The 24,690-nt window shown below is 72.9% G+C and carries 19 protein-coding genes, 1 tRNA gene and 1 pseudogene; 5 read left to right on the top strand and 16 right to left on the bottom strand.

All coding sequences use genetic code 11. The features are described from left to right. Nucleotides 1-75 precede the first annotated feature (75 nt). The 3 genes from ACZ4N4_RS14660 to pdhA are packed head-to-tail and all read right to left on the bottom strand — an operon-like array spanning nt 76 to nt 3,571. Nucleotides 76-1,425, bottom strand: a complete 1,350-nt coding sequence (locus ACZ4N4_RS14660) for a dihydrolipoamide acetyltransferase family protein (RefSeq protein WP_467588264.1) — start codon at nt 1,423-1,425, stop codon at nt 76-78. Beyond that, nucleotides 1,425-2,429 carry an alpha-ketoacid dehydrogenase subunit beta gene (locus ACZ4N4_RS14655; protein WP_453568529.1) on the bottom strand — a complete coding sequence of 335 codons (1,005 nt, stop codon included), beginning with the start codon at nt 2,427-2,429 and terminating at the stop codon, nt 1,425-1,427. The genes ACZ4N4_RS14660 and ACZ4N4_RS14655 overlap by 1 nt, the downstream gene beginning before the upstream one ends. Next, on the bottom strand, nt 2,429-3,571 hold the full coding sequence (gene pdhA, locus ACZ4N4_RS14650) for a pyruvate dehydrogenase (acetyl-transferring) E1 component subunit alpha (RefSeq protein ID WP_467588260.1): 1,143 nt from the start codon (nt 3,569-3,571) through the stop codon (nt 2,429-2,431). Before pdhA ends, ACZ4N4_RS14655 begins: the two co-directional genes overlap by 1 nt. Before the next feature lie 175 nt (nt 3,572-3,746). Between pdhA and ACZ4N4_RS14645 the strand changes: the two genes are divergently transcribed. After that, nucleotides 3,747-4,247 (top strand): Lrp/AsnC family transcriptional regulator, encoded by a 501-nt coding sequence (locus ACZ4N4_RS14645; protein WP_453568525.1) that lies wholly within the window; start codon nt 3,747-3,749, stop codon nt 4,245-4,247. Nucleotides 4,248-4,263: 16 nt separating this feature from the next. Here ACZ4N4_RS14645 and ACZ4N4_RS14640 read toward each other — a convergent pair whose 3' ends face one another. Together ACZ4N4_RS14640 and ACZ4N4_RS14635 are read right to left on the bottom strand one after the other, a co-directional pair. After that, nucleotides 4,264-4,851, bottom strand: a complete 588-nt coding sequence (locus ACZ4N4_RS14640; protein WP_453568523.1) for a TetR/AcrR family transcriptional regulator — start codon at nt 4,849-4,851, stop codon at nt 4,264-4,266. After that, complete coding sequence (locus tag ACZ4N4_RS14635; RefSeq protein ID WP_467588257.1) at nt 4,848-6,362, bottom strand: 3-hydroxyacyl-CoA dehydrogenase; 1,515 nt, start codon at nt 6,360-6,362, stop codon at nt 4,848-4,850. The genes ACZ4N4_RS14640 and ACZ4N4_RS14635 overlap by 4 nt, the downstream gene beginning before the upstream one ends. Before the next feature lie 145 nt (nt 6,363-6,507). On the opposite strand from ACZ4N4_RS14635, the gene paaN reads away from it, so the two are divergent. Then, entirely contained in the window at nt 6,508-8,214 is a 1,707-nt protein-coding gene (gene paaN, locus ACZ4N4_RS14630) for a phenylacetic acid degradation protein PaaN (protein ID WP_453568519.1), read from the top strand. Between the two features lie 210 nt (nt 8,215-8,424). Here the strand turns inward: paaN and ACZ4N4_RS14625 are convergent, their stop codons facing one another. The 4 genes from ACZ4N4_RS14625 to pepN form a co-directional block, all read right to left on the bottom strand. After that, nucleotides 8,425-9,159: a TrmH family RNA methyltransferase gene (locus ACZ4N4_RS14625; RefSeq protein WP_467588254.1), complete on the bottom strand. Its 735-nt coding sequence runs from the start codon at nt 9,157-9,159 to the stop codon at nt 8,425-8,427. Further along, the gene (locus tag ACZ4N4_RS14620) at nt 9,156-10,355 is read right to left on the bottom strand and encodes an HTTM domain-containing protein (RefSeq protein WP_467588251.1); all 1,200 of its coding nucleotides are present in this window, start codon (nt 10,353-10,355) and stop codon (nt 9,156-9,158) included. The genes ACZ4N4_RS14625 and ACZ4N4_RS14620 overlap by 4 nt, the downstream gene beginning before the upstream one ends. Continuing rightward, complete coding sequence (locus ACZ4N4_RS14615; protein ID WP_467588248.1) at nt 10,352-11,155, bottom strand: DUF5819 family protein; 804 nt, start codon at nt 11,153-11,155, stop codon at nt 10,352-10,354. The genes ACZ4N4_RS14620 and ACZ4N4_RS14615 overlap by 4 nt, the downstream gene beginning before the upstream one ends. Before the next feature lie 370 nt (nt 11,156-11,525). Further along, nucleotides 11,526-13,961: an aminopeptidase N gene (gene pepN / locus ACZ4N4_RS14610; protein WP_453568512.1), complete on the bottom strand. Its 2,436-nt coding sequence runs from the start codon at nt 13,959-13,961 to the stop codon at nt 11,526-11,528. Between the two features lie 157 nt (nt 13,962-14,118). Here pepN and ACZ4N4_RS14605 point away from each other — a divergent pair, with 157 nt between their 5' ends. Then, entirely contained in the window at nt 14,119-15,258 is a 1,140-nt protein-coding gene (locus tag ACZ4N4_RS14605) for an acyl-CoA dehydrogenase family protein (protein WP_467588246.1), read from the top strand. A 251-nt stretch (nt 15,259-15,509) separates the two neighbouring features. On the opposite strand, the gene ACZ4N4_RS14600 is transcribed toward ACZ4N4_RS14605, so the two are convergent. From ACZ4N4_RS14600 to ACZ4N4_RS14575, 6 genes are all read right to left on the bottom strand, one after another. Further along, nucleotides 15,510-15,839 carry a rhodanese-like domain-containing protein gene (locus ACZ4N4_RS14600; protein WP_450760721.1) on the bottom strand — a complete coding sequence of 110 codons (330 nt, stop codon included), beginning with the start codon at nt 15,837-15,839 and terminating at the stop codon, nt 15,510-15,512. A gap of 39 nt (nt 15,840-15,878) precedes the next feature. Next, complete coding sequence (locus tag ACZ4N4_RS14595; protein ID WP_467588243.1) at nt 15,879-16,691, bottom strand: hypothetical protein; 813 nt, start codon at nt 16,689-16,691, stop codon at nt 15,879-15,881. 9 nt (nt 16,692-16,700) lie between these two features. Continuing rightward, nucleotides 16,701-16,847 (bottom strand): hypothetical protein, encoded by a 147-nt coding sequence (locus ACZ4N4_RS14590; protein ID WP_467588240.1) that lies wholly within the window; start codon nt 16,845-16,847, stop codon nt 16,701-16,703. 65 nt (nt 16,848-16,912) lie between these two features. After that, a complete protein-coding gene (locus tag ACZ4N4_RS14585; protein ID WP_467588237.1) occupies nt 16,913-18,331 on the bottom strand; it encodes a DUF2252 domain-containing protein in 1,419 nt (472 codons plus the stop codon). Nucleotides 18,332-18,617: 286 nt separating this feature from the next. Then, nucleotides 18,618-19,277, bottom strand: a complete 660-nt coding sequence (locus tag ACZ4N4_RS14580) for a response regulator transcription factor (RefSeq protein ID WP_453568506.1) — start codon at nt 19,275-19,277, stop codon at nt 18,618-18,620. Beyond that, a complete protein-coding gene (locus tag ACZ4N4_RS14575) occupies nt 19,250-20,512 on the bottom strand; it encodes a sensor histidine kinase (protein WP_467589107.1) in 1,263 nt (420 codons plus the stop codon). Before ACZ4N4_RS14575 ends, ACZ4N4_RS14580 begins: the two co-directional genes overlap by 28 nt. Nucleotides 20,513-20,735: 223 nt before the next feature. Between ACZ4N4_RS14575 and ACZ4N4_RS14570 the strand changes: the two are divergent. Beyond that, nucleotides 20,736-21,521 (top strand): annotated as a pseudogene (locus ACZ4N4_RS14570) (ABC transporter ATP-binding protein); the annotation flags it as partial. A 131-nt stretch (nt 21,522-21,652) separates the two neighbouring features. Continuing rightward, nucleotides 21,653-24,085 carry an ABC transporter permease gene (locus ACZ4N4_RS14565; RefSeq protein ID WP_467588234.1) on the top strand — a complete coding sequence of 811 codons (2,433 nt, stop codon included), beginning with the start codon at nt 21,653-21,655 and terminating at the stop codon, nt 24,083-24,085. Between the two features lie 177 nt (nt 24,086-24,262). Here the strand turns inward: ACZ4N4_RS14565 and ACZ4N4_RS14560 are convergent. Further along, nucleotides 24,263-24,346, bottom strand: a tRNA-Leu gene (locus tag ACZ4N4_RS14560). Nucleotides 24,347-24,690: the final 344 nt, after the last annotated feature.

Here is a 24,690-nt window from a genome sequence, read left to right as displayed (position 1 = left end):
AACCGATGGGACTGACTGCGCTCCGCAGGGAGTGGTTGCGGGATGCGCCCCTGTAGGAGCTCCGGCGCTACCCGGCTAGAGCGTCCTCAGGAGAACCGCCGGCTGCTCCACGCAGTCCGCCACGTACCGCAGGAAGCCGCCCGCCGTGCCGCCGTCGCAGACCCGGTGGTCGAAGGTGAGGGACAGCTGGACGACCTGCCGGACCGCCAGCTCGCCCTCGTGCACCCATGGCTTCGGGACGATGCGGCCCACGCCCAGCATCGCCGCCTCGGGGTGGTTGATGATCGGTGTGGAGCCGTCGACGCCGAAGACGCCGTAGTTGTTCAACGTGAAGGTGCCGCCGGTGAGTTCGCCGGGGGTGAGCTTTCCGGTGTGGGCCGCCTCGGTCAGCCGGGCGAACTCCGCCGTCAGGGCCTCGGCGTCGCGGGTGTGGGCGTCCCGGACGACGGGGACCACCAGGCCCCGGTCGGTCTGGGCGGCGAAGCCCAGGTGGACATGGTCGAGTTGGACGATCTCGCGGGCCTCGACGTCGACGTAGGAGTTCAGCTCGGGGTAGCGGGCCAGGGCGGCCGTACTGATCCGGGCGAGCAGCGCGAGCAGGGAGATCTTCGGGCCGGCCGCCGCGTTCATCGCGGTCCGGGCACGCATCAGTTCGGTCGCGTCGGCGTCCACCCAGCAGGTCGCGTCGGGGATCTCCCGGCGGCTGCGGGAGAGCTTGTCGGCGACCGCCCCCCGGATGCCCTTGAGAGGCGTACGGATGCCGGTCCGGGCGTTCACCGGGCTGTCTGCCGAAGCGGTCGGCGAGCCGACCGGGGCGGCCAGCGGGTCGGCCGTCTTGGTGGCGGCTCGGGCCGCGCTGACCCGCAGCGCGTCCTCGACGTCGGCGCGCAGGATCAGGCCGTCGGGGCCCGAGCCGGAGAGCCGGCGCAGGTCCAGGCCGTTGTCCCGGGCGAGCCTGCGGACCAGCGGGGAGATCACCGGGACGGGGCCCTCGGGGAGCGGGGGCGGTGCGGGCACGTGTGGGTGGGCCGCCGTTTCGACGGCGGCCGCCTTCCCGGCCGTGCCGTTGGCGCGGTCCGGTGCGGCGGGGCGGGCCCGGCGGCGGCGCGCCGGGGGCGCGCCGGTGCCGTAGCCCACCAGGACGTTGCCGGAGCCCTCCGGTTCGGGGACCGGGGTGGCCTCGCCGACGGCGACCGTCAGCAGCGGGGCGCCGACGGGCAGTTCGGCGCCCTCCTCGCCGAAGCGGGCGGTGACCACACCGCCGTAGGGGCAGGGGACCTCGACCATCGCCTTGGCCGTCTCGACCTCGACGACCGGCTGGTCGATCGCGACGACCTCGCCGACCTGGACCAGCCAGTTGACGATCACCGCCTCGGTCAGCCCCTCCCCGAGGTCGGGCAGTTTGAACTCCAGCACCTGTGCCATCAGCCCTCGGCCTCCCACTGCAGACGCGCCACCGCGTCCAGGATGCGGTCGACGCCGGGCAGGTGGTGACGCTCCAGCATCGGCGGCGGGTAGGGGATGTCGAACCCGGCCACGCGCAGCACCGGCGCTTCCAGGTGGTGGAAGCAGCGCTCCGTGACCCGGGCCGCGATCTCCCCTCCCGGTCCGCCGAACCCGCCCGACTCGTGTACGACGACCGCACGCCCGGTGCGCCGTACCGAGGCGCAGACCGTCTCGTCGTCGAACGGCACCAGGGAGCGCAGATCGACGACTTCGAGGTCCCAGCCCTCCGCCTGGGCGGCCTCGGCGGCTTCGAGGCAGACCGGTACGGACGGGCCGTACGTGATGAGCGTGGCGCTGCGCCCTGTGCGGCGCACCACCGCGCGGCCGATGGGTTCAACGTCCGTCGGGTGCTCGGGGTTCCAGGTGTCCTTGGACCAGTACAGGCGCTTGGGTTCGAGGAAGACGACCGGGTCGTCGGAGGCGATGGCGGCGCGCAGCAGGCCGTAGGCGTCGGCGACCGTGGCCGGGGTGACGACGTGCAGGCCCGGGGTGGCCATGTAGTAGGCCTCGGAGGAGTCGCTGTGGTGCTCGACGCCGCCGATGCCGCCGCCGTAGGGGATGCGGATGGTGATCGGGAGGGGCATCCGGCCCCGGGTGCGGTTGCGCATCCGGGAGACATGGCTGATCAGCTGCTCGAACCCGGGGTAGGCGAAGGCGTCGAACTGCATCTCCACGACCGGGCGCAGCCCGTACATGGCCATGCCGACGGCGGTGCCGAGGATGCCGGCCTCGGCGAGCGGGGTGTCGGTGCACCGGTCCTCGCCGAACTCCTTGGCGAGGCCGTCGGTGACCCGGAAGACCCCGCCGAGGGCTCCGACGTCCTCGCCCATGACGTGCACGGCGGGGTCGGCGGCCATCGCGTCGCGCAGCGCGCGCGTGAGGGCCTGCGCCATGGTGGCGGGCTTGACGGCGACGGTCGTCATCAGTGGCCGCCTTCCTGGTCGGCCTGCTCGGCCTCCAGTTCGGCCCGCAGCATGGCGCGCTGCTCGCGGAGCTGGGTGGTGGTCTCGGCGTACACCTGGTCGAAGAGGGTCATGGGGTCGAGCTCCGGGTCGCGGTTCATGCGCTCACGCAGGTCGGCGGCCATGGTCTCGGCGTCCTCGCGCGCGTGCCGTGCGAAGTCCTCGTCGAACAGCCCGCGGTCGGTCAGCTCGCGCTCCAGGAGCAGGATCGGGTCGTGGTCGCGCCAGGCGTCCACCTCGGCGTCGCCCCGGTAGCGGGTGGCGTCGTCGGCGTTGGTGTGGGCGTCGATGCGGTAGGTCACCGCTTCGACCAGGGTGGGGCCGCCGCCCTCGCGCGCGTGCCGCACGGCGTCGGAGAGGACCTGGTGCACGGCGGCCGCGTCGTTGCCGTCGACCAGGCGGCCCGGCATGCCGTACCCGACGGCCTTGTGGGCCAGGGAGGGGGCGGCGGTCTGCTTGGCGAGCGGGACGGAGATGGCGAAGCCGTTGTTCTGGACCAGGAAGACGACGGGGGCGTGCCAGACGGCGGCGAAGTTCAGTGCCTCGTGGAAGTCGCCCTCGCTGGTGCCGCCGTCGCCGACCATGGCGAGCGCGACCACGTCGTCGCCCTTGAGGCGGGCCGCGTGGGCGAGGCCGACGGCGTGCGGGAGCTGGGTGGCGAGCGGGGTGGAGAGGGGCGCCACGCGGTGGGTGTAGGGGTCGTAGCCGGTGTGCCAGTCGCCGCGCAGCAGGGTGAGCGCCTCCACGGGGTCCACGCCCCGGGCGACGACCGCGAGGGTGTCGCGGTAGCTGGGGAAGAGCCAGTCGCGCTCCTCCAGGGCCAGCGCGGCGGCGATCTCGCAGGCCTCCTGGCCGGTGCTGGACGGGTAGACGGCGAGGCGGCCCTGTTTGGTGAGGGCGGTGGCCTGTGTGTTGTACCGGCGGCCGTGCACCAGCCGGGTGTAGAGCCGGCGCAGCAGCTCCGGGTCGGCCTTGGCGGCCGCCTCGGTCCCGAGGACGCGGTAGGGCCGCTCGTCGGGCAGCAGGGGCGCGGGGTCCGTCCGGGGTTGCCAGGCGGGCGGCGGCGACGGGCGGTATGCGCCTCGCTGCTCCAGGACCGTCATGACGGCACCTCCTCGTGGGGGTGGCTACGGGAGACGGATCGGCTGTGACCCGTCCCACCTACCGATTGTTCGGTCGTCAGCACATTTTGGCTACAGGCGGCTCCAGGCTGTGGACAAACGGTTCTCCACAGCCTGGAATGAACGCAGTACGTCCATGGTAGGAAGGCGGGGGGACATGCCACCTGAACAAATGGCCGAAGGCCCGCAGGACCGCGCCGCGCTGCCGCCCGCGCGCCCGCTGGACGCCATTGATCAGGACATCCTGCAGATCCTCCAGTCGGACGGCCGGGCCTCGATACGGTCGGTCGCCGAACGGGTCCATGTCTCGCGCGCCAACGCCTACGCGCGTATCAACCGTCTGATCGAGGACGGCGTGATACGCGGTTTCGGCGCCCGGGTGGACCACGAGCGGGCCGGGCACGGCACCTCGGCCTACATCACCCTGAAGATCGTCCAGAACAGCTGGCGCACGGTGCGCGAGGAGTTGCGGCTGCTGCCGGGCGCCGACCACATCGCCCTGGTGGGCGGCGACTTCGACGTCCTGCTCCTGGTGCACACGCCCGACAACCGGGCGCTGCGCGAGCTGGTGCTGACCCGGCTCCAGGCGATCCCGGAAGTGCTCAGCACCCGCACGCTGCTGGTGTTCGAGGAGGAGGACCTGGGACCGGGCGGCTGATGCCGGACGGCCGAGGTCAGTCCGCGCGGAGCCCCGAGAACACCAGGCGCGCCACCGCGTCGGAGACCTCGCGCTCGGTCGCGCCGCGCCCGTCCGGGCGGTACCACTCCACGATCGAGTTGACCATGCCGAAGACCAGCCGGGTGGCGAGGCGCACCTCGATGTCACCGCGTACGTCCCCGTCGGCGGCGGCCGCCTTCAGCAGGTCGGCCACCCGATGGTCGAAGTCCCGGCGCCGCTCCAGCGCCCACCGCTCGGTGCCGGTGTTGCCGCGCACCCGCAGCAGCAGCGTGACGTACGGCAGTTCGGTGATCAGCACCTCGACCATGCGCCGCACGACGTGCTCCAGGCGGTCGGCGGCACGCCCCACGCGCGCGTGCTCCTCGTCGAGGATCCCGAACAGGCCGTCCAGGGCGCGGCTGACGGCCCGGCGTAGCAGTTCCTCCTTGCCGGAGACATGGTGGTAGATCGACGACTTGGAGATGCCGGCCGCCTTGGAGAGGTGCTCCATGGAGGTGCCGTCGTAGCCGCGCTCGTTGAAGACCTGGACGGCCACCGAGAGCAGGGTTTCGGGGGTGTAGGTGTCGCGCTTGGCGGTGGTCATGAGGCGCCCTCCCGCTTCTCGGTGGCGTACGCGTGGCGGTAGAGCGCGAGGGAGGGCGCGTAGCGGCCGCTCGGGTCGCGCAGGTGCAGGTCGTCGAGGAGGTCGTAGGCGAAGTCGCGGCCGAGGCGGCGGCTCCACTCGAAGGGGCCGAGCGGGTAGTTGACGCCCAGGCGCATCGCGGTGTCGATGTCCTCCTCGGTGGCGACGCCCTTGGCGACGGCGTCGTGCGCGAGGTCGACGATCCGGGCGACGGTACGGGCGACGATCATGCCGGGGACGTCACCGATGACGCTGACCTGCTTGCCGAGCGCCTGGAAGAGACCGACGGCCTCGCCGAGCGTCTGGGGATGGGTGTCGTGTCCCGCGGACAGGGCGATGCGGGTGGCCCGGCGGTAGTCGAGGGCGAGGTCGAAGTAGACGACGTCCCGGAACTCCACCGAGGTCTGGCCGTCGGCGAGGACCAGCTGGCCGCCGCTGGGCAGCACCAGGCGGGTGCCGTGGTCCTCGTCCTCCTCCCGGACCTGGATGCCCGCCTCGCGGATCATCGCGAGCAGTTCGGCGGCCGGGCCCAGGTTGCCCTCGGCGACGACGTAGGCGGGCCGGTCGGCCGGTTCGGCGGTGTGCGGCTCGGGGCGCTCGGCGTCGTCCGCGTAGTCGTACCAGCCGTGCCCGGTCTTGCGGCCGAGGTGGCCGGACTCGACGAGCCGGCGCTGGGCCAGCGAGGGCGTGAAGCGGACGTCCTGGAAGAAGGCCTGCCACACGGAGTGCGTGACGGACTCGTTGACGTCCTGGCCGATCAGGTCGGTCAGTTCGAAGGCGCCCATCCGGAAGCCGCCGCTCTCGCGCAGCACCGCGTCGATGGTGGCGGGGTCGGCGGCCTGCGCCTCGTAGACCGCGAACGCCTCGGCGTAGAAGGGCCGCGCGATGCGGTTGACGATGAAGCCGGGAGTGTCCGCGCAGGCGACCGGCGTCTTGCCCCAGGTGCGGGCCGTCTCGTACGCGCGCGTGGCCGACGTGACGTCGGTGGCGAACCCGGAGACGACCTCGACCAGCGGCAGCAGCGGTGCCGGGTTGAAGAAGTGCAGGCCCACCAGGCGGGCGGCGCTGCGCAGGGCGCCGCCGATGGCGGTCACCGACAGGGAGGAGGTGTTGGTGGCCAGCAGACAGTCGCCGTCGACGATGTCCTCCAGGGCCCGGAACAGCTCCTGCTTGGCCTCCAACCGCTCCTGGACGGCCTCCACGACCAGGGTGCAGTCCGCGAACTCGGTGAGGTCCTCGGCGGGCAGCAGCCGGGCGCGGGCCGCGTCCCGGTCGGCGGCCGTCATCCGGTTCTTCTCGACCAGCCGGTCGAGACGGGCGCCGATCGCCGCGGCGCCGTCCCCGGCCCGTCCGGGGACGGCGTCGTACAGCCGTACGCGATGGCCCGCGACGAGCGCGACCTGGGCGATGCCCTGGCCCATGGTGCCGGCGCCGGCGACCCCCACGGGGCTGCTGAGGTCGAGTGCTGTCATGTGCGCGATCCTCCCGCACGGGGTTTTCCACAGATGCGGCAGGCCCCCTTGTCCCGACCGATCGTTCGGTTACTCTAACTCTGTCCGGCCGTTTCCGCCCAGGTCATGAGCTCGAAGGGGAGCTCATCAGAGGAGTTGGTCCCGCATGACCGCCGAACTCACCGTGCACGAGCTGATCGCCAAGCACCGGCCCACGCTTGACCAGGCGCTGGAGGCGATCCGCACGCGCGCGTACTGGTCCCCCCACCCCGAGCACCCCAAGGCCTACGGCGAGCACGGCAGCCTGGACGCGGCGGCCGGCAAAGCGGCCTTCGACGCCCTTCTCGGCAGCCGTGTCGACCTCGGTCAGCCCGGCACCGACGACTGGCTGGGCGACGAGGTCTCCCCATACGGCATCGAGCTGGGCGTGACCTACCCGCATGCCGACGTCGACACACTGCTGTCCGCCATGAAGTCCGGCCAGCGCGCGTGGCGCGACGCCGGCGCGGAGGCGCGCGCGGTGGTGTGTCTGGAGATCCTCAAGCGGATCAGCGACCGGACGCACGAGTTCGCGCACGCGGTCATGCACACCAGCGGCCAGGCGTTCATGATGGCGTTCCAGGCGGGCGGGCCGCACGCCCAGGACCGCGGCCTGGAGGCGGTGGCCTACGCGTACGTGGAGCAGATCCGCACCCCCGACACCGCCGAGTGGTCCAAGCCGCAGGGCAAGCGGGACCCGCTCACCCTGACGAAGGCGTTCAAGCCGGTCCCGCGCGGGATCGCACTGGTCATCGGCTGCAACACGTTCCCGACGTGGAACGGCTACCCGGGCCTGTTCGCCTCCCTCGCCACGGGCAACGCGGTACTGGTGAAGCCGCACCCGCGCGCGGTGCTGCCGCTCGCCCTCACCGTGCAGGTCGCCCGGCAGGTGCTCGCCGAAGCCGGCTTCGACCCGAACCTGGTGGCACTGACGGCGGAGCGCCCCGGCGAGGGCATCGCGAAGACGCTCGCCACCCGCCCGGAGATCAAGATCATCGACTACACGGGCTCGACCGCCTTCGGCGACTGGCTGGAGGCCAACGCCCGGCAGGCGCACGTGTACACCGAGAAGGCCGGTGTCAACACGGTCCTGGTCGAATCGACCGACAACTACAAGGGGATGCTCTCCAACCTGGCGTTCTCGCTCTCCCTGTACAGCGGCCAGATGTGCACCACCCCGCAGAACCTGCTGATCCCCCGCGACGGCATCCGCACCGACGAAGGCCCCAAGACCTACGACGAGGTGGTCGCCGACCTCGCCCGCGCGGTCGACGGTCTGCTCGGCGACGACGCCCGCGCGAACGCGCTGCTCGGCGCGATCGTCAACCCCGACGTCAAGGCCCGCCTGGAGGCCGCCGCCGGGCTCGGCGAGGTCGCCCTCGCCTCCCGGGAGATCGCCAACCCGGAGTTCCCGGACGCGGTCGTCCGCACGCCGGTGATCGTGAAGCTGGACGGTGCGCGGAAATACTGGGAGGGGACCGACGACGAAGCCGCGTACATGAGCGAGTGCTTCGGGCCGGTGTCCTTCGCGGTCGCCGTCGACTCGGCCGCCGACGCGGTGGAGCTGCTGCGGCGCACGGTCCGGGAGAAGGGCGCGATGACGGTCGGCGCGTACACCGTCGACCCGGACGTGGAGCACGCCGTGGAGGAGGTCTGCCTGGAGGAGGCGGCCCAGCTGTCGCTGAACCTGGTCGGCGGGGTCTACGTCAACCAGACGGCCGCGTTCTCCGACTTCCACGGATCCGGCGGCAACCCCGCGGCGAACGCCGCGCTGTGCGACGGGGCGTTCGTGGCGAACCGGTTCCGGGTGATCGAGGTGCGCCGGGAGGCGTAGCCGACGCGTCTTCGGCCGAGCTTTCCTGTCCGCCGCGACAGCGCTCGGCCACGACGGCGGTCATCGGCGGTGCCGAGCCGGGCGGTGCCGCCGTCGTGGCCGACGGCTGTGCGGTCGGGGCGGCACCGTCGGGGCTGGTCGCGCCCACGCGGCGGAGCCGCATATGGATACGGCCCCGCGCCCCTCACGGGGCGCCTCGGCCCAGCCCCCTTACAAGGCACTCCAGTGGTACAAGGTCATCGCCACGCTGGTCGCGAGGTTGTAGCTGCTCACCTGAGGGCGCATCGGCAGCCGCAGCAAGTTGTCGGCTCGCGCGCGCAGGTCGGCCGAGAGTCCCGTTCGCTCGGAGCCGAAGGCGAGGATCGCGTTGTCCGGGAGCTTTGTGTTCCGGATGTCCTCGCCTTCCGGGTCCAGTGCGTACACCGGGCCCGGCGGCAGCTCCGGCACGGTCAGTCGCTCGACCGCCGTCGCGAAGTGGAGGCCCGCGCCGCCTCGTACGACCGTCGGGTGCCAGGGGTCCAGCGTGCCGGTAGTGATCACTCCCGTCGCGCCGAAGCCCGCCGCCAGGCGGATCACCGCGCCCGCGTTGCCGAGGTTGCGGGGCTCGTCGAGAACCACGACGGGGGCGGGGCGCGGGACGCGGGCCAGCTCACGCAGGTTGGCCTCACGGGAGGGTCGCATCGCCAGCGCGGCCACGGCCGTGGGATGCGGACGGGAGACCAGGGACGCGTACGTCTGCGACGGCACCTCCGTCAGCAGGGCGGCCAGCACCTCCCGTACGTCCGGCGCCAGCTCGTCCGCCAGGGCCAGCGCCGCGGCCCGGTCCGTGGTGACCGCCACCGGTACCTGCGCGCCGAAGCGCAGGGCGTGCTTGAGGGCGTGGAAGCCGTCGAGGAGGACGGCGGAGTCCGCCAGCCGCGCCCAGTGGTTCAGGGGGTCGGTCATGCCCCGAAGCCTACGCGGGGCTGTTCGTCGGCCTCCGGGGAGCGAGCCGGAGGCAGTGCGGGGGCTTCGCGCCGGAAGACGCGGTCACGGGCGCGTGCCGCTCGGCCGCCCAGCCAGAGCAGGAAGGCCGTCGGCAGGAAGACGGAGTCCGCGGCGATCATGGCGAGTGAGAAGAAGGGCAGGCCCAGGACGACCGCGATCACCGCGTGCTCGGTCATCATCGCGGCCAGCAGTACGTTCTTGACCCGGCGGTTGAACAGGGTGAACGGGAAGGCGACCTGGACGATGACCGTCCCGTAGGTCACCAGCATCACCAGTGTGCCGTTGGCGGACAGCAGGTCGGCGAGGGCCGGCCAGGGCGAGAAGTAGTCCAGGTGGAGCGGGTAGTAGACGGCGGTGCCGTCCTGCCAGCGGGAGCCCTGGATCTTGTACCAGCCGGCGGTTGCGTAGATCAGGCAGGCCTCCGCCATGATCACGAACAGGGCGCCGTTGTGCAGGATGTCGGCGATGACGTCCAGCAGGATCCGGGGCTCGGGGGTGCGCGCCCAGCGGCCCGCCGCCCACCACAGGGCGGCACCCACCCAGGTCGCCCACATGAGGGCGGGCACCAGCCAGCCGCCGCCGGTGCGGCCGGTGACGGCCGCCACGACCAGCAGGACACCGGACACCGCCCACAGCGCCGGTCCGACCCGGTCGGTGACCGGCAGCCGGGCGGCTCGCGCGCGTGCCGCCCGGCGCGCGTCCAGCGACCACACCTGGCCGCAGCGGGTGAACACCAGGTAGAAGGACATCAGGTGCAGCACGTTGTCACCGCCGTCGCCCACGAAGACGCTGCGGTTCTGCAGGGACAGCACGCCGACCATGAACAGCAGGGACATGGCACGGGTGCGCCAGCCCACCAGCAGCAGGGCGCTGCAGAGGACGGCCAGGAAGTAGAAGACCTCGAAGAAGACCCGGCCGTCGGAGACCAGCAGCGCCGTGAAGGCGTGGTTGTCCGCGGTCAGCTGCTGGGCGAGATCGAAGCTCCAGGGGCCGTCGGGGCCGTACAGCTCCTGACGGTGCGGGTACTCGCGCAGCAGGAACAGCAGCCAGGTGGCGGCGAAGCCGATGCGTACGACGGCCGTCTGGTACGGGCCGAGCGCCGACCCGGTGACCCGGGCGATGGCACGGGACAGGCACAGGGCGAGGCAGCTCATCGCACACCTCCGTCGGCCTCGTCCGCCGTGACCGTCCACCAGGGCAGCACCCGGTAGACCGGGGTGTCGGAGACCTTCTCACCGCTCCAGTCCGGCGGCGGCACGTTGGTGGTGCTGGAGCGCACCTGGACGCGCTCGATGGTGCCCTTCTCGCTGGTCGCGTCCCCCGCGTACATCCGCATCACGACGATCCGGCGCAGGTACCGCTCGGACAGGGAGCCGCGCAGGCCGATCGGGCGGTTGTCGGTGCCGTGGGTGGTGACGAAGAAGTCCCAGGCCCGTCGCAGTTCGTTCTGCACGGTGTGGCTCGGCAGCAGGCTGCCGTCGATGGTCTTGCCGTCCTGGGCGGACAGGTCGTTCCAGCCGGTGGTGGTCGTGGTGCCGTCCCGCATCCGCACGTCGGCGCGTACCTGTACGGCGATGTTCTGCTGGAGCGGGTTCGGCGCGAACAGCTTCCAGTTCTGCTCGAACTCCGGGTACACCCACTCCTCGATCGCCTTGCCGTGTTGCTTCGTCATGGTGTTCGCCGGCGCGACGCTCAGGAACACCATTCCGAGGTGCACACAGGCGGCGACCGCGACCAGGGCCAGCGCGAGGGCCGCGCCGACCTGGTAGCGGGGGGAGAGAGCGGCGACACCGGTGCGGGGCGGGGCATACGGCGGCTGCTCCCGGCCGACACCTTCGACAGGCACGACAGATGTGACGGGTGCGACGGGTTGGGCAGGTCCCGGATCCGGGCGCGCCTCGCCAGGACCCTCCGGCCCGTGCCGGGCGTCCGAGTCCCCGTCGTACGCGTCCATGCCGCCCCGTTCTCCGATACCGCCGTGTCGTCCCATGCCGTCCGGACGGCCCGTCCGGGCCGTCCGGTGTGCCGCTGCCGGGCACTCGCACGGAACGGTACTCAGCACCGGCCGCCGGGCGCAGCCCCGGGGACCGGCCCGGGAGCGTGGCCATCGCCACTCCGGCGGATCCCGGCGGCCGTCGTCGCGGCGCTTCGCCAGAGCCTCATGCCCAGGTCACGGCAGGTGGTACAGCGGACAAGGGCGGCCCGCGGAGCCCCGCTGGGCGGGTTGTCCACAGGCCGCGCCGAGGGTTTTCCACAGCGGTTAAAACCGTGGACCCCGGCCTCGAAACTGTGGATCTGCCCCGGCACCAGGCGTAGCGGGTGTATCAGGCGTTCACGGTCCGGGCGCGGAGCATACGCAGGACGGTGTCGGAGCGTTCCAGGAGGGTGTTGCGGACCACGGGGGCCGCTTCCTGGATCGCCTGCTGGGCCTTGTCGACGTATGCCGAGTCGATGGCGTACAGCGGGAAGAGCTGGGAGGTGTAGACCATCGCCGGGATCATTCCGCCCTGGTCCAGCTGGGGGATCGCGGCCAGGTAGTGCTCGGCGTAGGGGGCGAGCAGGGCGTCCTGGCCGGGGCGCCAGAAGGCGGCCGCCACCGCGCCGACCGACTGGACGGGCACCGTGCGGTCCACGGCCAGCCGCTGCCAGACCTCCGCCTTCGCGGCCGGGTCGGGGACGGCGGCGCGGACGGTGAGGGCGCGGACCCAGGCGTCGGGGTCCGGGTCGCGTTCGAGCAGGGCGGCGGTCTCGGTGGTGACGTCGCCGCCCAGTTCGGCCTCACGGACAAGGGCGCGCCAGCGCAGGTCGACGTCGTCGCCGGCCTGGTCGCGGAGCCAGGCCAGGTCCTCGGCGCCGGTCGCGGTGCGGGCCAGGCCGCGCAGGGCCACCTGGCGGCGGCCCGGGTCGTCGGCGAGCTGCCGGCAGGCCCTGGCGACCGCCTCCGTCAGCGCGGGGCGGTCGGCGTCCGGGGCCCAGAGTTCGGCGATGTTGGTGACGAGGGTCAGGAGGGGCTCGATCACGGCGTCGGACGTCTCGGCGGCGAGCACCGCGGTGAGGCACCGTCCGGCCTCGGCCGCCGTGGTCTCGCCGGCCGTGAGCATGTCCCAGACGGTGGCGGCGGCCACGCCCCGGGAGATGGCCGTGGGCAGCTGGGCCGCCGTGCGGAAGAGGGTGTCCCTGGTGGCGGGGTCCGGGCGGCTGGTGGCGAAGGTGAGGTCGTCGTCGTTGATCAGAAGGAGGTCGGACATGGCGGGAAGGCCGGTGACCGGGGTGCGGGGCTCGGTCACCTCGACGCGGACCACGGCGGTGCGTTCGAGGGCGTCGCCCGCGCGGTCGTACGCACCGACCGCCAGGACCTGCGGGCGCGGGGTGCCGTCGGCGACCAGGGTGACCGTGTCGCCGTCGTGCTCCAGCGTGAAGCGGTCGGTGCCGGCCGTCTCCAGCCACGCCTTCCGCCAGGTGGCGAGGTCCCGGCCGCCGGCCTCGGCGAGGGCGTCGATCAGGTCCTGGAGGGTGGTGGTGCCCCACGCATGGCGGGCGAAGTAGGCGGCCATGCCGGTGCGGAACCGGTCCTCGCCGACATAGGTCATCAGCTGCTGGAGGACGGAGGCGCCCTTGGGGTAGGTGATGTTGTCGAAGATCGACGCGGCCTGGGCGACGTCGTGGATGGGCTGGTGGATCGGGTGGGAGACCGGGCCCTGGTCGGAGAGGTAGGCCTTGAGCTTGCCGCCGGCGAGGTGGCCGGCCCAGACGTCGGTGTACCGGGTGGCGCCCTCGGCGGCCCAGTGGCAGGCGAACTCGGCGAAGGCCTCGTTCAGCCAGAGGTCGTCCCACCAGCGCATGGTGACGATGTTGCCGAACCACATGTGCGCCATCTCGTGCAGCAGCACGACCGCGAGCAGCTCGCGCTCCGCATGTGTCGGCGTGGCCCGCCGCAGGAACATGTCCGACCAGGTCACGCAGCCGTAGTTCTCCATCGCGCCGCCGAACTCGGGCATGAACACCTGGTCGTACTTGCGCTGCGGGAACGGCATCGCGAAGGCCTCGGCGAAGAAGGCGAGGCCCTGGCGGGTGAGGGTGAAGATCTCGTCGGCGTCGCGTTCCAGGACCTCGGCGAGCGAGCGGCGGGCGAAGATGCCGAGGTCGTGGCCGTCGGCCTCACGGCGGATCTCGTGGAAGGGGCCCGCGTTGACGACGGTGTTGTACACGGACAGCGGCGGGGTGTCCGGGAAGCTCCAGCGGCGGGCCGCGCCCTGCTCCTCGACGCGCGGGTCCCCGGAGTTGCTGAGGACGGTCCAGGCGGCCGGGGCGGTGACGGTGAAGGCGTGCGGGGCCTTGAGGTCGGGCTGGTCGAAGCAGGCCCACACGAAGCGGGCCTCGTCGGGTTCGAAGCTGGTCCAGAGGTAGACCTCGCCGTCGGCGGGGTCGACGGCCTTGTGGGCGCCCGGGCTGGTCGTGGTGTCGGTCTGGACGCTCTCGACGCGCAGCACGTTGTGCGCGGCCAGGCCGGGCAGCGGGATCCGGCCGTCGTCGCTCGGGGTGAGGGGGATGCCGTTGAGGGTGGCGGAACGGACCTCGGCCGCGCAGTCCACGAAGGTCTCGGCGCCCGGCTCGGCGCAGCTGAAGGCCACCGTGGAGACGCACCGGATCTCCGGTCCGCCGGGCAGGGCGGTCAGGTCGATGTCCACGTCGTACCGCTCGACCGTGACGAGTGCGGACCTGCGCTCGGCCTCGATGCGGGTCAGGCTTCGGATCGCCATGTGTCCTCCCTCGTGTGTCCGTCCCCGTCGGCGGACAGCGGCCGACAGCCTACGTCGGAAGGAGCGGGTGATCGCAGGGGTTTTCGGTTCCCTTCTTCTAGAACCTGTTCTATCTTGACGGACCGTCAGATAGCGGACCCGCCGGGAGGACAGGACCGTGGACTTCACCTTCACCGAGGAGCAGCTGGCGGCGGCCGAGGCGGCGCGTGGCGTGTTCGCCAAAGTGGCGCCGGACGCGGTGCCGAGCCCCGCGCTGACCACCGGCGCCGTGGCCGAGCACTTCGACCGGGAACTCTGGGACACCCTGGCCGGCGCGGACCTGCTGAGCCTGCTGCCGGCCGAGGAGTACGGCGGGGCGGGGCTGGACGCGATCGCGCTCTGCCTGGTGCTGCGGGAGTCGGCGAAGGTGCTGGCCCGGGTGCCGCTGCTGGAGAACAGCGCGGTCATGGCGGCCGTGCAGGCGTACGGCGACGAGGAGCTGAGGGGCCGGCTGCTGGCGCGGGCGGGGCGCGGCGAGCTGGTGCTGACCGTGGCCGCGAGCGGCCGCACCGGGCACGACCCGGCCGAGCTGGCGGTGACCGCGCGACGGGACGGCGACGGGTGGGTGCTGGACGGGGTGCAGACGGCGGTGCCGTGGGTGTACGACGCCGATCTCGTCGCCGTACCGGCGCATACCGACGGCGAACGGAGCGTGCTGGCGCTGGTGGCGCCGTCGGGCGGCGGGATCACGCTCGCCGAGCAGGTGTCGACCAGCGGGGAACGGCTCGGCGAGCTGCGCCTCGAGTCGGCGCGGGTCGCGGGGCGGGACGTGGTGACGGCGGAGGGGGCCTGGGAGTGGCTGCGGGAGCTGCTGGCGACCGGGACGTGTGCGCTGGCGCTCGGGCTGGGTGAGCGGGTGTTGCGGATGACCAGTGAGTACACGGGCAGGCGGGAGCAGTTCGGGTATCCCGTCGCCACGTTCCAGGCGGTCGCCGTGCAGGCCGCCGACCGGTACATCGACCTGCGGGCCATGGAGGCGACGCTGTGGCAGGCGGCGTGGCGGATCGCCTCCGGCGCGGCCGGGGCGTTGCCGGCGGCCGGGGATGTGGCGGTGGCGAAGATCTGGGCGGCGGAGGGGGTGCGGCGGGTGGTGCAGACCGCGCAGCATCTGCACGGGGGGTTCGGGGCCGACACGGAGTATGTGCTGCACCGGTACCACGCCTGGGCGAAGCAGATCGAGCTGGCGCTCGGGGGAGCCGGGGTCCATGAGGAGGCGCTGGGGGACTTGCTGGCTGCGCATCCACTGCATAGGGGATGACAGATCAGGGGGCGCTCGGTGACAGGTCGGGGGCGCTCGGTGACAGGTCGGGGGGCGCTCGGTGACAGGTCGGGGGGCGCTCGGTGGGAGGGGATCCGCGGGGCGGTGGGGGCTGGTCGCGCAGTTCCCCGCGCCCCTTACGGGGCGCTTCGATGCGGGCGCCTCAGTGCGGGCGCTCCAGCTCGAGGCGCCTCGGTGCGAGAGGCCCTCGGTGCAAAGAGGGCCTCGCTGCAAGGGGGCGATGAGTCGGCTCAGATGACGAAGCCCGGTTCTCCCGCGTCCGTGACGACCTCGCGGCCCGCCGCCTGCCATACCTGCATGCCGCCGTCCACGTTGACCGCGTCGATGCCCTGCTGGACGAGGTACATCGTGACCTGGGCCGAACGGCCGCCGGAGCGGCAGATGACGTTGACACGCCCGTCCTGGGGAGCGGCCTCGGTGAACTCGCCGTAGCGGGCCACGAACTCGCTGATCGGGATGTGCAGGGCGCCGGTGGCGTGGCCCGCCTGCCACTCGTCGTCCTCGCGGACGTCCAGCAGGAAGTCGCCGTCCTTGAGGTCCGCGACCTCGACCGTGGGCACACGCGCTGCGAAGTTCATGGCTCCGACGCTACCCGACCGCTACTCCTGGGTGAGCAGCGCGGCCAGCTCGCCCTCCCGCTCGGCGACGTCCTTGTAGAGCTTCTCGGCGATCTCGTCGAGGAGGCTGTCGGGGTCCTCGGGGGCCAGCCGGAGCAGGCCGGCGATGGGGCCGTCCTCCAGTTCCCTGGCGACCAGGGTGAGCAGTTCCTTGCGCTCGGCCAGCCATTCGAGGCGCGCATACAGCTCCTCGGCGCGGCTCGGCTTGCGCTCGGGCGGGACCGGGCCGGCCGCCCACTCCTCGGCCAGCTCCCGCAGCAGAGCCTCGTCGCCGCGGGCGTAGGCCGCGTTGACCCGGCTGAGGAACTCCTCGCGCCGCTCCTGCTCGGGCCCCTCCTGCACCAGGTCGGGATGGGCCTTGCGGGCCAGCTCGCGGTAGAGCCGGCGGGCCTCCTCGCTGGGCCGCACCCGCTGCGGGGGCCGTACCTCCTGCTCGGTGAGCATCGCGACGGCCTCCGGGAACAGGCCCTGGCTGTCCATCCAGCCGTGCAGCAGTTCCTCGACGCCGGGGATGGGGAGGACCCGGGCCCGGGCCTCCTCCGCGGCGCGGATGTCCTCGGGGTCGCCGGTGCGGGCGGCCTTCGCCTCGGCGATCCGCGCGTCCAGCTCTTCGAGGCGGAGGTAGAGGGGGCCGAGCTTCTCCTCGTGCAGGCGAGAGAAGTTCTCGACCTCGACGCGGAAGGTCTCGACCGCGATCTCGTACTCGATCAACGCCTGCTCGGCGACCCGCACGGCCCGCTCCAGGCGTTCCTCGGGCCGCGGTGCCTCAGACTGCTCAGCTTCCGGGGTCGTCACCCGACCAGACTAGGGCCTGTCGTCCTCATGGGTGGCCGCCACCCGCTGGGTGACCAGATCTCCGCAGGCCACGACGGGGGTCCGGGGCCGGCAGGCCGGCTCGTGGGCGCAGCCGTCGGGGTGGTCGGGGTAGGGGAGGATCTTGTCGAGGATCACCTCGCCGAGCAATGTCAGGTCGCGGGCGCCCAGGATTCAGCGCCTCGGGGGCCCGCCACCCGAGGTCACACCCCGAGTTCCGCCGCGATCCGGCCCGTCCGTACCGCGGTGACCAGTTCCTCGTGGTCCGCCTCCGTGCGGTCGGCGTAGGTCACCGCGAACGCGGCGATCGCCTCGTCCAGCTCCTCGTTCTTGCCGCAGTAGCCGGCGATCAGGCGCGGGTCGGCGCTGTGCGAGTGGGCGCGGGCCAGCAGGGCACCGGTCATCCGGCCGTAGTCGTCGATCTGGTCGGGCGACAGGGCGGCCGGGTCGACGCTCCCCTTGCGGTTGCGGAACTGGCGGACCTGGAAGGGGCGGCCGGCCACCGTGGTCCAGCCGAGCAGGATGTCGCTGACCACCTGCATCCGCTTCTGCCCGAGGACCACCCGGCGTCCCTCGTGGTCCACGGCGGGCGCGTCGAAGCCGGCCGTCGCCAGGTGCGGTACGAGCGCGGACGGGCGGGCCTCCTTGACCTGGAGGATCAGCGGCTCACCGCGATGGTCGAGGAGCAGCACGACATACGACCGGGTGCCGACACTGCCGGTGCCCACTATCCGGAAGGCGACGTCGTGCGGGGCGTGCCGGGAGAGCAGCGGGTGGCGGTCCTCGGAGAGCGTGGTGATGTAGTGCTCGAGGGCCGCCACGACCACTTCCGCCTCCTCGTCCGCGACCCGGCGCAGCACCGGCGCGGCATCGACGAACCGGCGCCCGCCGTTCTCGGTGGGCTCGGTGGAGCGGGCCGCGAACCGGCCGCTGGTGTTGGCGCGGGCCTTCTCCGAGACCCGGCGCAGGGTGCCGAGCATGTCGTGGGCGTCGGAGTGGGAGACCAACTCCTCGTCCGCGATGGCGTTCCACGCGTCCAGCACCGGGAGCTTGGCCAGCAGACGCATGGTGCGGCGGTAGGCGCCGGCCGCGTCACCCGCCGCCTTGCGGCACGTGTCCTCGTCGGCGCCCGCTTCCCGGCCGGCCAGCACCAGGGAGGCGGCGAGCCGCTTGAGGTCCCACTCCCAGGGACCCGGCACCGTCTCGTCGAAGTCGTTCAGATCGATGACCAGGTCGCCACGCGGGTCGCCGTACAGACCGAAGTTGGCCGCGTGGGCGTCGCCGCAGATCTGGGTGGCGATCCTGGTCATCGGGGTGCGGGCCAGGTCGTGCGCCATCAGGCCGGCCGAGCCGCGCAGGAACGCGAACGGGCTCGCCGCCATCCTGCCGACCCTTATCGGGATCAGCTCCGCGATGCGGTCGCGGTTGGACTCCTCGACCGCGGTGACCGCGTCGGGCCGGGAGCCGTCCAGATCCAGGGCGACGTGGCTGCCGCGCGGCACGGCCGAACGCAGTGCCTTGCCCTCCTCCTTGGGCGAGCCCTGCACCGGCCACCGCGCAAAGCCCTTCGGCGAGGGCAACTTGCGCGCCCCGGCCGTCGTCAGCTCTTCCGGTCCGGTCACGTCGACCGCCTCCCCCGTACTCCGCACACACCCGCACGAACATCAACTCGTGGAGACGGTACAGGTGGGGGCCGAAACAGGTCAGACCCTGTGGATAGCTTCGGGGCGGTCTGGGGCGGGTGGGGATCCGTCCGCGTGTATCTGCCGCCCGGTGGGGGTTGTTCGCGCAGTTCCCCGCGCCCCCAAGAAAGGTGGGTCCACTGGTCCCACCTCAAAGGGGGGCGGGGAACTGCGCGAGCAACCACGACGCACCCGCAGCCGAAAACACCACGGAGCACCCCGAAGGTCACGCCCTCAAATAGGCCAGCACAGCCAGCACCCGCCGATGGGAATCCTCCGCCGGCGGCAGGTCCAGCTTCGTCAGGATGCCCCCGATGTGCTTCCCCACCGCCGCCTCCGAGACCACCAGCTCTCTCGCGATCGCCCCGTTCGACTTCCCCTCCGCGACCAGCGCCAGCACCTCCCGCTCACGCGGGGACAGCCGCTCCAGCGGATCCCGGCGCCGGCGCAGCAGTTGCCGTACCACCTCGGGGTCGACCACCGTCCCCCCGTCGGCCACCGCGCACAACGCCTCGACGAAGTCCGCCACCTGCCCCACCCGGTCCTTGAGCAGATAGCCGACGCCCGTCCCGTCACCGGAGTCGAGAAGGTCGGCCGCGTAACTGCGCTGCACGTACTGACTGAGCACCAGGATCGGCAGCCTCGGCCGGTCGGCACGCAGTCGCACCGCCGCGTGCAGGCCCTCGTCCTGGAAGCCCGGCGGCATCCGCACGTCCGTCACGACGACGTCCGGCGCATGCTCCGCCACCGCCGCGACCAGCGCCTCCGCGTCCCCCACGGCCGCGACCACCTCGTGTCCGCAGCGGCTCAGCAGACCGACGATCCCCTCCCGCAGAAGCACGCTGTCCTCGGCGAGGACTACCCGCAGCGGTCGGTCGGTTCGCACGGCAACTCCACATGCAGCAGGGTCGGTCCGCCCGGCGGACTGGACACGGAGAGTGTGCCATCCAGCACCGACACCCGGTCCCCGAGTCCGGTGAGCCCGCTGCCCGCCGAGGCGTCCGCGCCGCCCCGGCCGTCGTCCCGCACCTCCAGGAACAGCCGCCCGTCCCGGTACCCGCCGCGCACCCCGGCGCGGCCCGCGCCACTGTGCCGGTCGACGTTGGCGAGCGCCTCGCGCACCACGAAGTACGCGGCCGCCTCGACCGGTTGCGGCAGCCGCACGGGCAGCCGGAGGTCGACGTCCACGGGAACGGCCGTGCGGTCGGCCGCGTCGGCCACCGCCGCCGCCAGGCCGTGGTCGGCGAGCACCTTGGGATGGATGCCGTGGACGATCTCCCGCAGTTCGGCGAGCGCCTCGCCCACCTCCCGCTGGGCCTTGGCGAGCTGCTCGGCGAACGGGCCCGGCGGAGCGTCCAGCAGGGCCAGGCCGAGGGTCATCGACAGGGCGACCAGGCGTTGCTGGGCGCCGTCATGCAGATCGCGTTCGATACGCCGCCGCTCCGCCTCGAAGGCATCCACCAACCGCGCCCGGGACCGCGCCAGTTCGACCATCCGCGACCCCAGCTCCGCCTCGCGAGGCGCGATCAGCAGCCGGGTCAGCCCGGCCCGGGCACCGGCCGCGACGCCCAGCGCGTAGCCGCCGAGCGCCAGCAGCGACAATCCCAGCGCCGCGACCCCGAAGGCGGCCGGCCAGGTGCCGACCGTCCACGCCTTCAGCACCTTCGTCCCACGCCCCTCGCCGGCCGTGGCCAGCAGCAGCGGGGCGGCGACCAGCGACAGCGGGCAGAACAGGGCAACGGTCACGGCGAGCGCGTCCAGGGGCCACAACAGGCCCGCGAACAGCAGCGCGTGACCGAACTCGCGCCAGGTCGCCCGCTCCCGCAGCCGGGTGGTCAGCCAGGCCCGCAGTCCCGTCGCGGCAGGCCGCAGGTGCGGGTCGTACGCCGGATGCCGGTCGACCAGCCGCAGCCGCTGCCGTTCGAGCCGCGCCACCGGAAGGCCCGCGAGCGCCGTGAGGAGCAGCAGCGGCAGCCCGACGAGTACGACGGCGAGCGCGACGCCGGCCGTGACCGCGGTGACCAGTCCCACGAGGAGTACGGCACCGGTGACCGCGCCGGTCAGCAGGTAGCCGGCGGCACGCCAGGGCCAGCCGGAGACCAGGAAGCCGGGCCCTGCCATGGCCTGCCAGACGCTGCGGGGAGGGGGCTGCATGCCGGTCACCGTAGGCGGCGGGCCGCGGCCCGGGCCATCCGTCCAGCCACCGAGGTGGAGGTATGCCTGGCCCTACCCCGGATCTCCGTCCCGCCGCACTGCGCCACCCCGTCCCCGGACGGTTTCGTGGACCCATCACCCGGCCACCACCCGGGCCACCACCGGACGACCCTTCGAGCAGTGAGGCCACATGACCAGCGACCCCAGCGACATCGGCAACACGGGCTGCACCGGCGGCATCGGCGGCATCGGCGACGCGATCACCTTGCGTTCCGTCAGCAGGCGTTACGGCTCCGGCGACAGCGCCGTCACCGCGCTCGACCAGGTCTCCCTGGGCTTCCCCAAGGGCACCTTCACCGCCGTCATGGGCCCGTCCGGCTCCGGCAAGTCGACGCTGTTGCAGTGCGCGGCGGGCCTGGACCGGCCCACCTCCGGGTCCGTCCTGCTGGCCGGGACCGAACTGACCGGGCTGAGCGAGACGAAGCTGACCCTGCTGCGCCGGGAGCGGGTCGGGTTCGTGTTCCAGTCGTTCAATCTGCTGCCCTCGCTGACCGCCGAGCAGAACGTGGCGCTGCCACTGCGGCTGGCCGGCCGGCGCGTGCCGAGGTCCCGGGTCCGCGAGGTGCTCCGGCAGGTCGGTCTCGGCGAACGCGCCCGGCACCGGCCGACCGAGCTGTCCGGCGGGCAGCAGCAGCGGGTGGCACTGGCCCGTGCCCTGGTCACCCGCCCGGAGGTGCTGTTCGGCGACGAGCCGACCGGCGCCCTGGACTCACGGACCGGCCGGGAGGTGCTGACGCTGCTGCGGGCCATGGTCGACGACCGGGGCCAGACGACCGTCATGGTCACCCACGACCCCGTCGCCGCCTCCTACGCCGACCGCGTGGTCTTCCTGGTCGACGGCCGGGTCAACGGCGAACTGACGAGCGGGAGCGCCGACGCCATCGCGGCACGGATGACCGAACTGGAGACACCCCCCAGGGCGGCCACCGGAACAGCGCCCCACACCCGCCCCGCGCCCCGCGCCCGACCCACAACCAACACCAAAACCCCACCCCGCGCCCAACCCACGACCGACACCGGCCCCACCCCCCAGCCGGAGGCGTCCCCGTGCTGAGTGTCGCCCTGCGCACCCTGCGCGCCCGCTGGGTCACCTTCGTCGGCGGGTTCGTCGCCCTCGCGCTCGGCGTCGGGCTGCTCACCGTGATGGGCCTCGCCCTCGCCGCCTCGCTGGACGCGCCGACCCGTGCCCCGGAGCGGTTCGCCGCCGCCCCGGTCGTCGTCAAGGGCGCCGACACCCTGCACGTGCCCACCCCGATCGGTGACCGCAGCCAGAAACTGGCCGAGCCGCGTGCCGTACCCCCCGCCGCCGTCGCCGAGTTGGCGAGGCTCGGCCGGGTCACCCCGGACCGCTCCTTCGCCGTACGGGCGCGGGGCGGGCCCGGCGATCTGGTCGGCCACCCCTGGTCGGTCGCCGCGTTCGCGCCGTACGAGATCGCCTCGGGGCGTGCCCCTCGCGTCGCCGACGAGGTGGTGGTCAGCGGTACCTGGGCGAAGCCCGGCCAGAGCCTGCGCACGCAGCGCGGCAGTGTCAGGGTCGTCGGCACGGTCGCCGACCGCGGCTTCGAGCACGCCGTCTTCTACACCGACGCCAGGGCGGCGCAACTCCAGCCCCGCAGTGTGCAGTTGGCCACAGCCGCCGACGTCACGGCCGTACGGAACGTGGTGAAGAACATCACGGGCGTCCAGGTCCTCACGGGCGCCGACCGCCGCTACGCCGATCCGGATCCCGACCGTGACCGGGAGGCGCTGACCGCGCTGAACGCCCTGTTCGGCACGGCCGGCGGGGTCACCGCTTTCGTGTCGGTGTTCGTGGTGGCGTCGACGTTCGCCTTCGCGGTCGCCCAGCGCCGCCGCGAGTTCGGTCTGCTGCGTGCCGCCGGGGCGACGCCCGGGCAGCTGCGCCGGACGGTGGCCGCGGAGGCCCTGCTGGTCGGCGTGGTCGCCTCGGCGGCGGGCTGTGTGCTCGGCCGGTACGGCGCACCCCGCCTCGTCCGCTGGACGGTCGACGGCGGCCTCGCCCCGGACTGGTTCGCGACGGGGGACGCCGTCTGGCCGTACTGCGCGGCCTTCTCCACCGGAGTGCTGGTCGCGCTCTGCGGAGTGGTCGCCGCGTCCTGGCGGGCGGGCCGGACCGGGCCGACGGAGGCGCTGCGCGCGGCGGCCGTGGACAACAGGCCGATGACCTGGGGTCGTTGGCTGTGCGGCGGGGCCCTGTTGCTGGCCGCGGCGGTGCTCCCGTTCCTCGGCGACCCGGGCGTTCTGCTGCACCGCAAGAGCTATGTGAGCCGTCCGATGCTGCTGATCACGGCGGTCGCCCTGCTGGCACCCGTCCTGGTCCGCCCGCTGACCCGGCTGCTCACCTGGGTCCCGGCGCGGCTCCCGGGCGCCGCCGGCCTGCTGGTGCGCGAGAACGCGGCCGCCGCCGTGCGCCGTACGGCCGCCGTCGCGGCGCCCGTGCTGGTGACGGTCGCCCTCGCGGGCTCGCTGCTCGGCGCCACCGCCACGCTCGACGCGGCCAAGGCCGCCGAGACCCGCGCCCGGACCACCGCGGCCTTCGTCGTCACGCCCTCGGCGGGCGGGTTCGACGGCGCGACGCTCAAGGCTCTGCGCGCGGTGCCCGGCACCGAGGTGTCCGTGACCTCGGCGAGCGCGGTGTACGTCCTGGAGGACGGGGTCGCGCTGGTCAGGTCCGAGGCCAGGGCCGCCGATCCCGCCGCCCTGGCCGCCACCGCCCGCCTCCCGCTCGCCGCCGGCCGGACCACCGGCCTGGACGACGGCTCGATCATCGTCAACGAGGAGTGGGAGCGGCACACCGTCGGGCAGCGGGTGCGGGTATGGCTGGGCGACGGCACCCGGAAGACCCTGCGCATCGCCGCCGTGACGACAAGGGGCACCGGCGACAACGGCGTGTACGTCACCCCGGCCAACGCCGCCGGCGCGGCCGTCGACCGGGTCGACGTGGCCCTGGCGGACGGCGTGGACGCGGCCGCGGTGGCCGCCGGCCTGCGCCGGGCGGTCCGGGCGGACGGCGGCCGGGTCCGCACCGCGGACCAGTGGATCGCGGCGACCTACCCGAGCACCGACCGCACCACCCGCCTCGGCCTCTTCCTCGTCCTCGGGATCGCGCTCCTCTACACCGGGATCTCCCTGGTCAACACCATGGTGATGGCCACCGCCGACCGGATCCCCGAGCTGACCGCGCTACGGCTGGCCGGCGCCACCCGCCGCCAGGTGCTGCGGCTGGTCGGCGCCGAGGCGCTGACGGTGGTCGCGGTCGGCGCCCTGCTGGGCCTGCTGGTCACGGTCGCGAACCTGGCGACCGTCGCGGCGGCCCTGCACGCCCTGCACGCCCCGGTGGCCCTCACCCTCCCCTGGCCGGCCCTGGCCGCCACCACCGCCGTCTGCGCGGCCCTCGCTGCCCTGGCCGCCACCGCACCGGCCGCCGCGGCCACCCGAAGACCGCACCCGTCCGCCCAGTGATCCGCCCGGTGATCCATCCACTTGTCCGCCCACTGGTCGGTCCGCCCAGTGAGACACCTCACACCGACAGGAAAATCACACCGCCACCCCGGGCCGCCCGGCCCCGCACCCGCCCCCGTGAACCACAACAGCACAGCAAAAAGGCCCATCGTGATCACGATGGGCCTTCTGCCTCTGTGCGCGAGGGGGGAGTTGAACCCCCACGCCCTTGCGGGCACTGGAACCTGAATCCAGCGCGTCTGCCTATTCCGCCACCCGCGCATTGGGTGTGTCCTCCGGCTCCGGCCCCTGTGTTTCCTTCGGGGCGGCGCCTTCCGACACGCAGAACACTAGCACGTGGGAGGGGGTGGGTTCACATCCCTTCTCTCCGGGCAGCGCTCACCCGAAGCTCACGTACCGAGCAGTCGGCGTTCACGTATCAACCTCGTACCGGTCCAGGCCATCTGCCCAGGAGACGGATCAGGTCCACAGTCAGGTGCGGGACACTGGTCATGAGCCGCCTCTACGATCCTTGGCAGCGGAACCGCCGATCCTTGACAGGAGAAGCACGCCGAGGAGTTCGAAGGGGGGCCGCTGGGGGAACCGGCTGATTGCCGGGCGCGTAG

The organism is Streptomyces sp. NPDC026538, from assembly GCF_055567535.1.
The sequence above is the reverse complement of the archived record's forward strand: the minus strand, read 5'-3'. Positions and strand labels throughout refer to the sequence as shown.

Excerpts from the sequence above, each read along its gene's own strand:
- ACZ4N4_RS14660 (WP_467588264.1), bottom strand. The coding sequence starts at position 1,425 with ATGGCACAGGTGCTGGAGTTCAAACTGCCCGACCTCGGGGAGGGGCTG.
- ACZ4N4_RS14655 (WP_453568529.1), bottom strand. The coding sequence starts at position 2,429 with ATGACGACCGTCGCCGTCAAGCCCGCCACCATGGCGCAGGCCCTCACG.
- pdhA (WP_467588260.1), bottom strand. The coding sequence starts at position 3,571 with ATGACGGTCCTGGAGCAGCGAGGCGCATACCGCCCGTCGCCGCCGCCC.
- ACZ4N4_RS14645 (WP_453568525.1), top strand. The coding sequence starts at position 3,747 with ATGCCACCTGAACAAATGGCCGAAGGCCCGCAGGACCGCGCCGCGCTG.
- ACZ4N4_RS14640 (WP_453568523.1), bottom strand. The coding sequence starts at position 4,851 with ATGACCACCGCCAAGCGCGACACCTACACCCCCGAAACCCTGCTCTCG.
- ACZ4N4_RS14635 (WP_467588257.1), bottom strand. The coding sequence starts at position 6,362 with ATGACAGCACTCGACCTCAGCAGCCCCGTGGGGGTCGCCGGCGCCGGC.
- paaN (WP_453568519.1), top strand. The coding sequence starts at position 6,508 with ATGACCGCCGAACTCACCGTGCACGAGCTGATCGCCAAGCACCGGCCC.
- ACZ4N4_RS14625 (WP_467588254.1), bottom strand. The coding sequence starts at position 9,159 with ATGACCGACCCCCTGAACCACTGGGCGCGGCTGGCGGACTCCGCCGTC.
- ACZ4N4_RS14620 (WP_467588251.1), bottom strand. The coding sequence starts at position 10,355 with ATGAGCTGCCTCGCCCTGTGCCTGTCCCGTGCCATCGCCCGGGTCACC.
- ACZ4N4_RS14615 (WP_467588248.1), bottom strand. The coding sequence starts at position 11,155 with ATGGACGCGTACGACGGGGACTCGGACGCCCGGCACGGGCCGGAGGGT.
- pepN (WP_453568512.1), bottom strand. The coding sequence starts at position 13,961 with ATGGCGATCCGAAGCCTGACCCGCATCGAGGCCGAGCGCAGGTCCGCA.
- ACZ4N4_RS14575 (WP_467589107.1), bottom strand. The coding sequence starts at position 20,512 with ATGGCAGGGCCCGGCTTCCTGGTCTCCGGCTGGCCCTGGCGTGCCGCC.